The 14067-nt window shown below is 71.8% G+C and carries 12 protein-coding genes; 7 read left to right on the top strand and 5 right to left on the bottom strand.

Translation table 11 applies throughout. The annotated features are described in order from the left end of the window. Positions 1-99: 99 nt before the first annotated feature. Genes ACZ3ZD_RS27690 through ACZ3ZD_RS27675 form a run of 4 tightly spaced genes read right to left on the bottom strand, consistent with a single transcriptional unit; the run spans position 100 to position 4531 of the window. Positions 100-1479: a GH1 family beta-glucosidase gene (locus ACZ3ZD_RS27690; RefSeq protein WP_467402715.1), complete on the bottom strand. Its 1380-nt coding sequence runs from the start codon at positions 1477-1479 to the stop codon at positions 100-102. Between the two features lie 17 nt (positions 1480-1496). After that, on the bottom strand, positions 1497-2330 hold the full coding sequence (locus ACZ3ZD_RS27685; protein ID WP_467402712.1) for a carbohydrate ABC transporter permease: 834 nt from the start codon (positions 2328-2330) through the stop codon (positions 1497-1499). Positions 2331-2336: 6 nt separating this feature from the next. Next, on the bottom strand, positions 2337-3281 hold the full coding sequence (locus ACZ3ZD_RS27680; RefSeq protein WP_467402710.1) for a carbohydrate ABC transporter permease: 945 nt from the start codon (positions 3279-3281) through the stop codon (positions 2337-2339). An 11-nt stretch (positions 3282-3292) separates the two neighbouring features. Then, the gene (locus ACZ3ZD_RS27675; RefSeq protein WP_467402707.1) at positions 3293-4531 is read right to left on the bottom strand and encodes an ABC transporter substrate-binding protein; all 1239 of its coding nucleotides are present in this window, start codon (positions 4529-4531) and stop codon (positions 3293-3295) included. A gap of 281 nt (positions 4532-4812) precedes the next feature. On the opposite strand from ACZ3ZD_RS27675, the gene yicI reads away from it, so the two are divergent. Next, entirely contained in the window at positions 4813-7083 is a 2271-nt protein-coding gene (gene yicI, locus ACZ3ZD_RS27670) for an alpha-xylosidase (protein ID WP_467402705.1), read from the top strand. A 101-nt stretch (positions 7084-7184) separates the two neighbouring features. Here yicI and ACZ3ZD_RS27665 read toward each other — a convergent pair whose 3' ends face one another. After that, entirely contained in the window at positions 7185-8162 is a 978-nt protein-coding gene (locus ACZ3ZD_RS27665; protein WP_467402702.1) for a MurR/RpiR family transcriptional regulator, read from the bottom strand. Between the two features lie 158 nt (positions 8163-8320). On the opposite strand from ACZ3ZD_RS27665, the gene ACZ3ZD_RS27660 reads away from it, so the two are divergent. The 6 genes from ACZ3ZD_RS27660 to ACZ3ZD_RS27635 all read left to right on the top strand — a co-directional run bounded on the left by ACZ3ZD_RS27660 (position 8321) and on the right by ACZ3ZD_RS27635 (position 14057). Next, positions 8321-9886, top strand: a complete 1566-nt coding sequence (locus ACZ3ZD_RS27660) for a sodium:solute symporter (RefSeq protein WP_467403132.1) — start codon at positions 8321-8323, stop codon at positions 9884-9886. 98 nt (positions 9887-9984) lie between these two features. Continuing rightward, positions 9985-11154: an anhydro-N-acetylmuramic acid kinase gene (locus ACZ3ZD_RS27655; RefSeq protein ID WP_467402699.1), complete on the top strand. Its 1170-nt coding sequence runs from the start codon at positions 9985-9987 to the stop codon at positions 11152-11154. A 261-nt stretch (positions 11155-11415) separates the two neighbouring features. Beyond that, positions 11416-12432: a zinc-dependent alcohol dehydrogenase family protein gene (locus ACZ3ZD_RS27650; protein ID WP_467402696.1), complete on the top strand. Its 1017-nt coding sequence runs from the start codon at positions 11416-11418 to the stop codon at positions 12430-12432. A gap of 267 nt (positions 12433-12699) precedes the next feature. Next, on the top strand, positions 12700-13413 hold the full coding sequence (locus ACZ3ZD_RS27645) for an SDR family NAD(P)-dependent oxidoreductase (protein WP_467402694.1): 714 nt from the start codon (positions 12700-12702) through the stop codon (positions 13411-13413). Between the two features lie 73 nt (positions 13414-13486). Beyond that, positions 13487-13843, top strand: a complete 357-nt coding sequence (locus ACZ3ZD_RS27640; protein WP_467402691.1) for a PRC-barrel domain-containing protein — start codon at positions 13487-13489, stop codon at positions 13841-13843. A 40-nt stretch (positions 13844-13883) separates the two neighbouring features. Continuing rightward, positions 13884-14057 carry a hypothetical protein gene (locus ACZ3ZD_RS27635; protein WP_467402689.1) on the top strand — a complete coding sequence of 58 codons (174 nt, stop codon included), beginning with the start codon at positions 13884-13886 and terminating at the stop codon, positions 14055-14057. The last annotated feature ends 10 nt before the right edge of the window (positions 14058-14067 follow it).

Raw genomic sequence — 14067 nt, 5'->3', positions numbered from 1 at the left:
TCTCCGTGCGCCAGGACGCGCGCGGTCCGCAGTCCCTGAGCACCAGTCGGTGCGGTGGGCCGGTGGCCGGCCGCGAGGACGGGCGGGCGCCGGTGCCCGTCAGGCCCGCTGGGCGGCGATCAGTGCCCGGTACCAGTGGTAGCTGTCCTTCGGGGTGCGCCGCTGGGTGGCGTAGTCGACGCGGACGATGCCGAACCGCTTGCCGTAGCCGAGGGCCCACTCGAAGTTGTCCAGCAGGGACCAGACGTAGTACCCGCGTACGTCCACACCCGCGTCCAGGGCCGCCCGCAGCGCGGTGAGGTGGTCGCGCAGGTAGGCGACCCGGTCGCTGTCGTGCACCGTGCCGTCCGCGCCGGCCTCGTCGTGTTCGGCGGAGCCGTTCTCCGTGATGAGGATCGGCGGCAGCGCGTCGCCGTACCGTTCCTTCAGGTGCACCAGCAGGTCGGTGAAGCTGTCCGGGACGACCGGCCACCGCATCGCCGTGTGCCGTACCCCCTCCAGCCGTACCTCCGTGTACCGGTTGTCCGTCGCGGTGCGCCGTGCCGGGTCGGTCTCCCGGTGCGGGGCGTCGGCGACGACGATCGGGCGGTAGTAGTTGATGCCGAGGAAGTCCAGCGGCTGCCCGATGACTGCCAGGTCGCCGGCGCGCCGGAAGTCCTGGCCGCCGATCAGCTCGCCCCAGGTCTCCTCCTCGGTCCGCGGGTAGCGGCCCGCGAGCAGCGGCTCGGTCCACACGAGGTTGTGCTGGGTGTCGGCGCGGAGGGCGGCGGCCCGGTCGGCGGCGGAGTCGGTCGCGGGCAGGTTGCGGTCGAGGTTGAGGGTGATGCCCACCTCGCGCACCCCGGCCGCCCGCAGTGCCCGGACCGCGAGTCCGTGCCCGACCAGCAGGTGGTGTGCGGCGGCGAGCGCGCCCCGGCCCTCCCGGGCGCCGGGGGCGTGGCGGCCGACGGAGTAGCCGAGGAAGGCGCTGCACCACGGCTCGTTCAGGGTGATCCAGCGCGGCACCCGGTCGCCCAGGTGCGCGGCGACGGCGGCCGTGTACGCGGCGAACCGCTCGGCGGTCTCCCGCACCCGCCAGCCGCCGCGGTCCTCGAGGGCCTGGGGCAGGTCCCAGTGGTAGAGGGTGGCGGCCGGCTCGATGCCCGCTTCGAGGAGTTCGTCGACGAGGCGGGAGTAGAAGTCCAGGCCCTTGGGGTTCACCGGGCCCGAGCCGTCGGGCACGATGCGCGGCCAGGCGATCGAGAACCGGTAGGAGTCGACGCCGAGTTCGCGCAGCAGCGCCACGTCCTCGCGGTAGCGGTGGTAGTGGTCGCAGGCGACGTCACCGGTGTCGCCGTTGGCCACCCGGCCCGGGGTGTGGCTGTAGGTGTCCCAGATCGACGGGCCGCGGCCGTCCTCGTCCGCCGCGCCCTCGATCTGGTAGGAGGCGGTGGCGGCGCCGAGGACGAAGCCCGGGGGGAATCGCGGGAAGTCGGTCATGTGCGCTGCTCCGGGGGTCACTTGACGGATCCGCCGGTGAGGCCGGCGGCGATGTACTTCTGCGCGAGGACGAGGAGGACCGCGGCGGGGATCGCGGACAGCACGGACGCGGCCATCACCGAGCCCCAGTCGCCGACGTGCGCGCCGATGTACTGGTAGATGCCGAGCGTGATCGGCTTGACGTCGTCGGTGGTGTTGAGGGTGAGCGCGAACATGAAGTCGCTCCACGCGAAGAGGAACGCGAACAGGCCCGAGGTGATGAGGGAGTTGCGGCTCATCGGGAGCACCACCTGGACGAAGGTGCGCAGCCGGCCCGCCCCGTCCAGCTGCGCCGCCTCGATCACCTCGCCGGGTATGGACACCATGAACGAGCGCATCAGCACGATCGAGAAGGGGATGCCCAGCGAGGCGTCCGCGAGCATCAGGCCGGGGTAGGAGTTGACCAGGCCCAGATCGACGTACGACGTGTACAGCGCGTTGGCGACGACGATCCCCGGCACCATCTGCGTGATCAGCGTGCCGAACACGAGGGTTCGGGTGCCGGGCAACCGGAACCGGGCCAGCCCGTACGCCGCCGGAGCGGCGATCGCCAGGCAGACGACGACCGCGCCGAGCGAGACCACCAGCGACGTCAGCAGGTGGCCGCCCTGGTCGTCGAGCGCCCTGGAGAAACCGGACAGGTCGAGGCGGTGCGGCACGGGGTCGACCTCCAGCAGCCCCGACTCGGGCTGGAGCGCGGTGTCGAGCATCCAGTACAGCGGGAACAGCATCACGCACAGGACGAGCACACCGGCCGCGGTGGAGCCCCAACGGCGCCTGCTCGCGTGCTGCTTCACGTGTTCGGCGGACATCGTCGGTCACTTCCCCTCGGTGCGGTTGGCCCGCAGGTACAACACCGCGAACACCGCGGAGATCAGGATCAGTACGTTGCCGACGACGGCACCCGCCCCGAAGTCCAGCCGGACGAAGGAGTTCTGGTAGGTGAGCGTGCCCAGGGTCTGGGTGGCGTCGGCGGGGCCGCCGTCGGTGAGGGCCAGGATCAGGTCGAGGATCTTGACCGTCGACATGAAGCCGAGGACGAGGACGACCGTGACGACGGGCCGGAGCACCGGCAGGGTGATCGAGCGGAACGTCCGCCAGGCGGAGGCGCCGTCCAGGGCGGCCGCCTCGTACAGCTCGCGGGGGACCTCCTGGAGGCCGCCGTACAGGATGACCATGTTGAACGGGATGCCGATCCAGATGTTGACCAGGATGACGGACAGCAGGGCCATGTGTGGACTGGTCAACCATGGTGTGTGGCCGTCCAGTCCGAGGATGTCGAGAAAGGAGTTCAGTACACCCGTGTCCTGGTCGAGGATGCGCCGCCAGACGATGCCGGAGACCACCATGGGCACCAGCCAGGGCAGCAGGATCAGCGAGCGCAGGGCCCCGTTGAGGGGGAACTTCCGGCTGAAGAAGACGGCGAGGGCGAGGCCGACGCAGAACTGGCCGAGCAGCGACCCCGCCGTGAAGAGGAGGGTGTGCCACAGCGCCTTGCCGAACAGGGCGTCTTTGAGGACCGTCGACCAGTTGTCCAGGCCGTTGAGGGGCGCCTCGCCGGTGAAGAAGGTCTTCGGCGTGTAGTGCTGGAAGCTCATCAGGAGGTTACGGACGAGCGGGTAGCCGAAGAACAGCAGCATGAACAGGGCCGCGGGGGCGACGAACCCCCACTGGGCCAGCCTGCGCCGGCGCCGCAGCCGGGCGGGGGCCGGCCGGCGCGCCTCGGGCAGGGCGGTGGGTGCGGTGGCGGTGGACGTGGTCATCTGCGCGTACCTCAGTTCCCGCTCGTGGCCCGCTGCTGGGCGCGCTGGAGAGCGGCCCGGCTGGACTCGCCGGTCAGGGCGGCCTGGAAGGCGCTCTGCAGGGCGAGCGACACGCCCGACCAGCGGGCGCCGAGCTCGGCCGTCCGGGACCGTGCCGCGGCCACTTGGCCGGCCAGCGCGTCCAGTTCGGGCACCTGCTTGCGCCACGCGGCGGCGGCCTTCTCGTTGGCCGGGACCATCCAGCTGTTGCGCGCGTACGTCAGCTGCTCCCGCTCGCTCGACAGGCAGGCGACGATCCTCGCCGCCATCCGCTCCCGCCGTGCGTCGCCGGTCTTCGGGACGGTGAGCACGGCGCCGCCGAGCGGGCCCACGGACTTCTCCCCCGCCTTCGGCACCGGGATCGGCGCGATGCCCCAGTGCAGCGACTTCTTGGTGTTCAGGGTCTCGACCTGCCACGGGCCGTTGATCATCATCGCGGCGTTGCCCGCCATGAACTGGTCGTTGACGTCGGCCTGCGTCCAGCCCACCGTCGACTTCGACAGCGAGCCGTCCCGGAGCAGGCTCTTCCAGTAGTCCAGCGCCTCCACCACCCTCGGCCCGTCGAGCCGTCTCTCGTCCCCGCCGTTGGACCACATGAACGGGGTGAACTGGAAGACGCCGTCCTCGGCGCCGCCCGCGCTGAGCGCCAGGCCGTACCGCTTGCCGCGCGTCAGCTCCTTCGCGGTCCGCCGCAGTTCGGCCCAGGTGGCGGGCACCTTCAGGCCGGCCTGGTCGAGGATGTCCTTGTTGTAGAAGAGGACGAGCGTGTTCACCGACCGGGCGGCCCCGTAGTACGTGCCCCGGTAGGAGCCGAAGTCGACGATGCCCTTCGGGACGTCCTCGGTGCCCAGTCCGAGTGTGCGCAGGTCGAGCAGCCCGCCGGCCTCGGCGAACGTCGGCATCTCCGAGGCGTCGAACTGCACGACGTCGGGCAGCGACCTGGAGGACGCCATGCGCAGGGCCTTCGTCATCACCTGCGCGGCCGGGACGCTCTGCTGCTCGACGGTCACGCCCAGCCTCGTGCCGCAGCGCGCCATCGCCTCCGCGTCCCAGCGGTGGTACGTCTCGTCGGTGGACGAGTTCAGCACGGTGTAGACGGAGCTGTCGCGCTGCTGGCCGCAGCCGGTCAGGGCGGCCCCGGCGACCAGGGCGGAGACGGCTGCGAGTGGTATCGCTGCACTGCGGGAGCGTTTATTGAAGCGCTTCGACATGCACGGCCCTTGCTGTCCTACCGTCCGGCGGCACTGCCGGACGCGTTTGTTCAATGGCATGACTAATACGCCATACCCGGGCCGGGCGCCAGACCCGGGCAGATCTCCGTTAGCGCGCGGCCCATCGGGGCGGCGACCGGGAAAATCGTGATCATGGCAGCTCAGAGTGACTTTCTCGACGCCCGAACCGGTCCGCCGAAGACGTGTTCTGTGTACGATCAAACGCCGGGCGACGCCTCCGCGCCCCACTCCCACCCGTCCAGCTCCCCCGAGGGAAGAACATGAAGTTCACCAACGGCTTCTGGCGCGTCCGCGACGGCGTGCAGATCGCGTACGCCACCGAGGTCCGCGACATACGCAGTGAATCGAAGCGCTTCACTGCCTATGCCGCCCTGCGGAAGGTGGCCCGGAGAGGGGACACGCTCAACGCGCCGCTCCTCACGGTCGACTGCTTCTCACCGGCCGAGGGCGTGATCGGCGTCCGGGTCACGCACCACGCCGGAAGACGCCGTCCGGGCCCGGACTTCGGCCTCACGTACGAGGCGGACGGTGCGGGCGCCGTGCGCCGCGAAGGCACCGTCACGGAGCTGACCAGCGGCCCGCTGACCCTCCGTCTGGACGAGGCGGCCCCCTGGACCCTGGCCTTCCAGGGCGCGGACGGGCGGGAGCTGACCCGGGCCGGCACCAAGGGCACCGCCTTCGCCACCACCGAGGACGGCGCCCACCACGTCCTCACCCAGCTCGCCCTGGGCGTGGGCGAGCAGGTCTACGGCCTCGGGGAGCGCTTCACGCCGTTCGTCAAGAACGGCCAGGTCGTCGACATCTGGCAGGCGGACGGCGGCACCAGCAGCGAACAGGCCTACAAGAACATCCCGTTCTACCTCTCCTCGCGCGGCTACGGCGTCTTCGTCAACCACCCCGGCCGGGTCTCCTTCGAGGTCGGCTCCGAGTCCGTCGGCCAGGTGCAGTTCAGCGTCGAGGACCAGAGTCTCGAGTACTACGTGATCGCCGGGCCCACACCCAAGGACGTCCTCGCCCGCTACACCGCTCTCACGGGCCGTCCGGCGCTGCCGCCCGCCTGGTCGTTCGGCCTGTGGCTGACGACGTCCTTCACCACGGACTACGACGAGGCGACGGTGACGTCCTTCGTGGACGGCATGGCCGAGCGCGGTATCCCGCTGACGGTCTTCCACTTCGACTGCTTCTGGATGCGCGAGTACCAGTGGTGCGACTTCGCCTGGGATCCCGCCGTCTTCCCCGACCCGGAGGGCATGCTGGCCCGGCTCAGGGACAAGGGCCTCAGGGTCAGCGCGTGGATCAACCCGTACATCGCGCAGAAGTCCCCGCTGTTCGAGGAGGCGGCCGCCCTCGGCCACCTCGTGCGCCGCCCGAACGGCGACGTGTGGCAGTGGGACCTGTGGCAGCCCGGCATGGGCCTGGTCGACTTCACCAGCGCCGACGCCCGCACCTGGTTCCAGACCAAGCTCAAGACGCTGCTCGACCAGGGTGTGGACTGCTTCAAGACGGACTTCGGCGAGCGCGTCCCCACCGACGTCGTCTGGCACGACGGCTCCGACCCGGAGCGGATGCACAACTACTACACCCACCTGTACAACCGGACCGTCTTCGAACTGCTGCTGAAGGAGCGGGGCGAGGGCGAGGCCGTCCTCTTCGCGCGCTCCGCGACCGCGGGCGGCCAGCAGTACCCGGTGCACTGGGGCGGCGACTGCTGGGCGTCCTTCGAGGCCATGGCCGAGTCCCTGCGCGGCGGGCTGTCCCTGTCCCTGAGCGGGTTCGGCTTCTGGAGCCACGACATCGGCGGCTTCGAGGGCACGCCCGACCCGGCGGTGTTCAAGCGCTGGCTCGCCTTCGGGCTGCTCTCCTCGCACAGCCGGCTGCACGGCTCGACGTCGTACCGCGTGCCGTGGAACTTCGGCGACGAGGCGGTGGCGGTCGCCCGGCGGTTCACGCTGCTCAAGCACCGCCTCATGCCGTATCTCTACGGTGCCGCGGCCGAGGCCCACCGCACCGGTGTCCCGGTGATGCGCCCGATGCTCCTGGAGTTCCCGCACGACCCGGCGTGCCGTCCGCTGGACCGCCAGTACATGCTCGGGCCCGATCTGCTGGTCGCCCCGGTGTTCACGGAGGACGGCGAGGTCGAGGTCTACCTCCCGGAGGGCACCTGGACGCACCTGCTGAGCGGTGAGCGGGTCACCGGCCCGGTGTGGCGCATCGAGCGGCACGCCTACGACAGCCTGCCGCTGTACGTCCGCGAGGGCGCCGTCCTGCCGCTCGCCTCCGACGACGGCCGCCCCGACGGCGACTGGCTGGACACCCCGACCCTGCTCGTCCACCCCACGGGCGCGGCGGACTACACGGCCGAGGTGACGGTGCCCGACCTGACGGGCACCCCGGCCGCCACCTTCACCGTCCTGCGCGAGGGCACCCGCCTTCGGGTCACCGCCCGCGGCACCGCCCGCCCGTTCACCGTCCGCATCGCCGGCGGCACGAGCGCGACGGGCACGGGTGAGGTGGTCGTCGCGCTGGACTGACCGCAGGGGCGCAGCCGTGCGGCCGGGGTCCCTGTCGCGGCGCGCCTGCGTCGCCGGCCGGTGTGGGGCACAGTGGTGTGCGTCGGAGCACTGACAGGACGTCAATCCCGCGGTTCGAAGCCCCCACGTGGCGCGCCGCCGTCGCCGGCCGGCGCGCGGTGCGGTGGCTGTGGGGGGTTGTGGTGTGAGGGGCTGTGGTGTGAGGGGCTGTGGTGCTGGACGGCCCGGTAGGTCTCGTGGAGGGCCTTGGTCGTGGCCTCGGAGCCTCGTTGGGCTACGCCGACGAACAGGCAGTCGATCACGGCGAGTTGGGCGATGCGGCTGACGGTGGCGCCGGAGCGGAAGGGGGTCTCGCGGGCGCAGGTGGTCAGGACGAGGTCCGCGCTCCGGGCGAGGGAGGAGCGTGGGGCGTTGGTGAGGGCGATGGTGGTGGCGCCGTGTGCGGCGGCGGCCCGGAGCGGCTCGACGGTGTCCTCGGTCTCTCCGGAGTGTGAGACGGCCAGCGCCACGTCGCCGGGCCGGAGCAGGGCGGTCGCCGTGAGGGCGGCGTGCCGGTCGGTCCAGACGAACGCCATGTGGCCGATGCGGTGCAGCTTCTGGTGCAGGTCCTGGGCGACGAAGGCGCTGGCGCCGACGCCGAAGACGTCGATCCGCCGTGCTTCCGCCACGGCGTCCACCGCCCGGCGCAGGGCCTCGATGTCCAGTCCGGCGCCGGAGTCCTCCAGGGCCCGTACCTCGGTGTAGATGATCTTGTCGACGATCTGGTCCAGCGTGTCGGTGGGTCCGATGCCCGTGCTCGGTATGGGCCGGTCGTCGTCGCGGGCTTGTTCGCGGGCCGCGGCGGCGGCCAGGGCGAGGCGCAGCCGGGGGTAGTGGGTGAGGCCTATCGTGCGGCAGAAGCGCATGACCGTGGCAACCGAGGTGTCCGCCCGCTCGCCGAGCGCGCCGATGGAGAGTTCCGCCGCCCGCGCCGGATCGGCCAGGACGACGTCCGCGACCCGTCGTTCCGAGGGCGTCATGGACGGCTTCTCCGCGCGGATGCGCGCGAGGACACCGGTGGGCGGTCTCCGGCCGGTCATGGTCCGCTCCCTCCTGACGGGCCTGACGGGGTGGCACACGGTAACCCCGCCCGGCGTGTCCGTCAAAAACTTACGCGACTCACTGGGGGTGGTTACTTGTTGACTCCGCACGCCCGGCTTCTGATACTCGCCGCATGACAGCAGCGGCCGGAGAGAGCGTGCGCCAGCTCGACCTCGTGGTGATCGTCGTCTACCTGGTCGCGATCGCCGTGATCGGCCTCCGTCTGGCCGGCCGGCAGCGGACGTCGAAGGACTACTTCGTCGGCGAGAGCGGCATGCCGTGGTGGACCGTCTCGTTCTCCGTGGTCGCCACCGAGACCAGTGTGCTCACCGTCATCAGCGTGCCCGGCGTCGCGTACAGCGGCCAGGGTTTCGGCAACGTCGAGCTGGCCCTGGGCTATGTGGTCGGCCGTGTCGTCGTGGCCACCGTGCTCATCCCGCTGTACAAGCGGGGCGGGTTCGTCAGCGCCTACCAGTACCTGGGCACCCGGTTCGGGCCCCGGCTGCAGGGGCTGGCGTCGGTCACCTTCGTCTTCACCCGGCTGATGGCCGAGGGCGTCCGGCTGTTCGCTTCCGCGATCCCCATCAAGCTGCTGCTCGCCGAGTACGGTGTGCACGCGGACTACCGCGTCGTCATCGTCGCGCTCACCGTCATCACCGTCGTCTACACCTATCTCGGTGGCATCAAGGCGGTCATCTGGACCGACGCCATCCAGATGGGTCTCTACCTGGGCGGCGCGGTCCTCGCCGTCGCCGTCCTCTCCGCGCACGTCGGCGGCACCGGTTTCGCCCGCGCCTTCGACGCGGGCCGGTTCCGGCTGTTCGACACGGACTTCACCCTCGCACACGTCCTGACGAGCCCGTTCGCCCTGCCCACCGCCATCGTCGGCGGCGCGATCTTCGCCATGGCCAGTCACGGCTCCGACCAGCTCATCGTCCAGCGGGTGCTGGCCACCCGCTCCCTGCGCGACGGCCAGAAGGCCATGATCGCCTCCGGTGTCTTCGTCACCGTCCAGTTCGCGGCCTTCTCACTGGTCGGCGCGCTGCTGTGGTCGTACAACTGGGGCCGGAGCTTCCAGGAGGCCGGCCTGGGCAGTTCCGACGACCTCTACCCGGACTTCATCCTGCACGGGCTGCCCGTGGTGATCTCCGGCCTGCTCGTGGCCGGCATCCTCGGTGCCGCCATGGGGTCGCTGTCCTCGGCGCTGAACTCCATGTCGAACTCGACGGTCGCCGACATCGTCCGCAGCTTCTTCGGTACGGCACCCTCCGAGGCGTCGCTGCTGAGGCTCGCCCGGGTGATGACCCTGGTGTGGGCGGCGCTGATGGCGGTCTTCGCCTGTGCCTTCAGTGCCGGTACCGGCAACGTCTACCTCACCGGTCTGACCATCGCCGGCTACACCTACGGCGCCCTGCTCGGCGCGTTCCTGCTGGGCCGGACCGTGCGGCGCGCCGACGAGGCGGACTCCGTCGTGGCGTTCCTGGTGACGGTCGCGGTGATGACGTACGTCGTGCGCGCGGTGAGGATCGACGTCACCACGGCCGGCGGCACCGTACCGACGGCTGTCGCCGCGCAGTGGCTGGTGCCGATCGGTGTGGCCGTCACCCTCGCCGTCGGCGGCCTGCTGAGCCTGCGGCACCGCGCCCCCGGGCCGGCCGGGGTCCGCGTGGGCGATCCGGACCCCGGAGAGGGCCGGGTCACGGCGGCCACCGGACCGAACTGACGGCGGGCGGCGGCCTCGGCACCCCCTCGCGTTCCCGACCCCCCGGAGGCACCCATGCCCCAGCCGCAGTCCGCCCCGGCCGCCGAACGGGTGGCGCCATGCGGGTGATCGGCCTGATGTCGGGCACCTCGTACGACGCGATCGAAGCGGCCGCCGCGGACCTCGCCCTGGACGACGACACCCTGCTCCTACGGCCGCTCGGGCACCTCTCCGTCCCCTACCCGGACGACCTACGCGCCCGGGTCGCCGCCTCCCTGCCGCCGGCGGTCACGACGACGCAGGCGGTCTGCGCCCTGGACACCCGGATCGGGCAGGCCTTCGCGGGCGTGGCCGCGCGCGCCCTGCGGGAACTGTGCGCGGGCGCCGCCGACCTGACGGTCTCGCACGGGCAGACGGTGCACCACTGGGTCGAGGACGGCGTCGTCCGCGGCACCCTGCAACTCGGCCAGCCGGCCTGGATCGCGGAGGCCACCGGGCTGCCCGTCGTCTCCGACCTGCGCAGCAGGGACGTCGCGGCCGGCGGCCAGGGCGCCCCGCTCGTCGGCATGACCGACGCGCTGCTGCTGCGCGGCCTGCCCGGCACCCCGGCCGCGCTGAACCTGGGCGGCATCGCCAACGTCACCGTCCTCGCGCCCGGCGCCGAGCCGCTGGCCTTCGACACCGGCCCCGCCAACGCCCTGCTCGACGCGGCCGTCCACCACTTCACCGACGGCGCCGCCTGCTACGACGCGGACGGGCGCCGGGCCGCCGCCGGACGGGTACGCCCCGCGCTGCTCCGCGTCCTCCTGGACGACCCCTACTACCGCAGGGCCGCCCCCAAGACCACCGGCAAGGAGCACTTCCATCTCCCCTATCTCCAGCGGGCGTTGAACGCCGTACCCACGCCCTGCCCCGACGACGTGCTGGCCACGCTGACCCGGCTGACCGCCGTGACCGTGGCCGACGCCTGCCGTGCTCACGGGGTCACCCGGCTCGTCGTCTCCGGCGGCGGCACCCGCAACCCGGTGCTCATGCGCATGATCACCGAGGAACTGCCCGGCGTACCGGTGCGCCCCAGTGACGACCTGGGCCTGCCCTCCGGCGCCAAGGAGGCCCTGGCCTTCGCCGTCCTGGGCTTCCTCACGGTGCACGGCCTGCCCGGCACCCACCCGGGCGCCACCGGCGCCTCCAGAGCCACCCTGCTCGGCAGCATCACCCCCGGCCTGACACCCCTGCGTCTGCCCGAACCGGTGACGCGGCCGCCGCGCCGGCTGCGGATCGTCCGCTGACCGCGACGATCCGCCGGTCGGGTGAGGTCTCCAGCGCGCGCTGCAGCCGGGGCCGCACCTTCTGCCGGCCGCGCCGCCGCAGGCGCGGTCCGCAGACCCGGCGGGGCCGCCGCTCTCCGGCAGTCCGACCGTGCGCGGATGTCCTTCCCCGGATGGATTGCTCCGCTTTTCGCCCTGGCCCTCCGGTGTGAGGCTCGACCGTGGGCAGCCGCCGTGACCGGGGCTGCGGCACCGGACCCCCGTACCGAAGGAAGACCCACCATGCGCGGAGCAGTGATCCACGCGCCCGGCGACGTGCGCTTCGAGGACCTGGACGACCCGGAGATCAGCCGGCCCACCGACGCGATCATCCGCACGGTGGCCACGTGTGTGTGCGGCTCGGACCTGTGGCCGTACCGCGGTGCGGAGCCCATCGGGGACCCGCACCCGATGGGGCACGAGTACGTCGGCATCGTGGAGGAGGTCGGCAGCGAGGTCACCCATGTCAAGCCGGGACAGTTCGTGGTGGGCTCCTTCGCCACCTCGGACAACACCTGCGCGAACTGCCGTAACGGCTGGCAGTCCAGCTGTCTGAACCGCGAGTTCATGAGCACCTGCCAGGCCGACTACGTCCGCATCCCCAACGCCCACGGCACCCTGGTCGGCACGGACGACCACCCGGCCGGCGACTTCGTGCCCAGCCTGCTCGCCGTCTCCGACGTGATGGGCACCGGCTGGTACGCCGCTCTCGCCGCCGAGGTGAAGCCCGGCTGCACGGCCGTCGTGGTCGGTGACGGGGCGGTCGGCCTGTGCGGTGTCATCGCCGCAAGGGAACTGGGCGCGGAGCGGATCATCGCCATGAGCCGGCACGAGTCCCGGCAGAAGCTGGCCCGTGAGTTCGGCGCGACCGAGATCGTCAGCGAACGCGGCGACGACGGCATCGCCCGCGTCAAGGACCTCACGGACGGCGTCGGCGCCGACTCCGTGCTGGAGTGCGTCGGCACCCCGGAGTCCATGCGGCAGGCCCTGCACTCCGCCCGCCCCGGCGGGAACGTCGGCTTCGTCGGTGTCCCCCACGAGGTGGCGCTGGACGGCCAGGAGCTGTTCTTCTCCCAGGTCGGCCTGCGCGGCGGTCCCGCGCCCGTGCGCCGCTACCTGCCCGACCTGATCGAGCGCGTCCTGTCCGGCCGGATCAACCCGGGCAAGGTCTTCGACCTGACGCTGCCCCTGGACCAGGTCGCCGAGGGCTACAAGGCGATGGACGAGCGCCGCGCCATCAAGGCCCTGCTCAAGCCCTGACACCGAAACCCCACCCGTCCGGGGCCCGGCGCCATCGGCACCCCGCAACCCCCGGATGACGGCCTCGTCGTCGGCGTCGGCCCGCCCGCGGACGGCGGCTACGTCGCCCGACGGGCCCTGGGCCGGATGGCGGAGAACGCGACGCCGGTGGCGCGGGTACACGACGATGGATGCCAGGGACGCGGTGGACGCATGGCGTCTCACGGCATCGGCGAGCCTCCCGCCGGGTCAGGGACGGGCGGCGCACACAGGAGATGACGGACCGACATGGCACTGATTCTGGTCACCGGGGCAGCCGGCGGGCTCGGGCGGGACACGGCGCACGCGTTGGCCGACGACGGGCACGAGGTGGTCGTCCACGCCCGTACCCCCTCCCGCCTCACGGAGGGCGGCGACACCGCCCGGTGGAAGGGTGTCGTCACGGGTGATCTGGCCGAACTCGACCAGATCCGTGACGTCGCCCGGCAGGCCGGCGCGTTCGGCCGCTTCGACGCCGTGATCCACAACGCCGGTGTCCTGCACTCCCCCGACGTGAGCACCGTCAACACGGTCGCGCCCTACCTGCTGACGGCTCTCATGGACAAGCCGGCCCGGCTCGTCTACCTCAGCAGCTCGATGCACCGCACCGGCTCCACCGACCTGCGACGGCTGGCCGACGGCACCGCTTCCTACGACGACACCAAGCTGTGGGTCACCGCCCTCGCGCTCGCCTGCGCGTCCCGCTGGGAGGGGACCACCAGCCACGCGGTCGACCCCGGCTGGGTCCCCACCCGGATGGGCGGCGCCGGCGCACCCGACGACCTGGCCGCCGGACACCGGACCCAGGTGTGGCTCGCCACCGCCCACGACGTGACCCCGGCGACCGGCGGCTACTGGTACCACCGGCAGCCGCAGACCCCGCATCCCGCGGCCGGCGACGAGGCCTTCCAGGCGCGGCTCGTCGGGGAACTGGAACGCCGTACCGGCGTCCCGCTCGGCTGACGCCCGGCGCACCGCCCAGCGCGGCTGACATCACCTGGGCCCACCCTGGGTACCCCCCGCACAGGAGGTTGTGATGTTCGAGGCATCCGATATCCGCGAATGGCGTGGGCACGACGTCGTCGACGCGGACGGGCACAAGATCGGCACGCTGGAGGCCGTCTACGTGGACACCAGCACCGACCAGCCCTTCTTCGCCACCGTGACCGTGGGCCTGCCCACCCGCCGGCGGCTGGTTTTCGTGCCCCTCACGGGTGCGACCGTCGGTCCGGGGTATCTGAAGGTCGCCCACAGCAAGGACCGGGTCAAGAAGGCGCCGGCGATCGACCTCGACGGAGAGCTGCCCGCCACCGAGGAGCCGTCGGTCTTCGCCCACTACGAGCTGACCTACACCCCGGGCGCCGGCGGCGAGCGGCGCCTGGGCCGCCGTTGACCGACCGAAGCCGAACCGACCGAAGCCGGCGGGAGATCCGATGAGCCTGTTCCTGTTCCTGATCCTCGTGGCCGTCGCGCTGGGCATCATCGGCGTCGCCGTCCACGGCCTGTTCTACCTGCTGGTCATCGGCGTCGTCGTGCTCCTCGCCGACCTCGTCCTCACCGCCGTACGGTTCCGCCGACGGAGCAGGAAGCACCGCATCGCCCGCTGACGGGCCGGTC

It is taken from the genome of Streptomyces sp. NPDC023481 (assembly GCF_055560195.1).
This window is presented reverse-complemented; position numbering and strand designations above follow the sequence as displayed.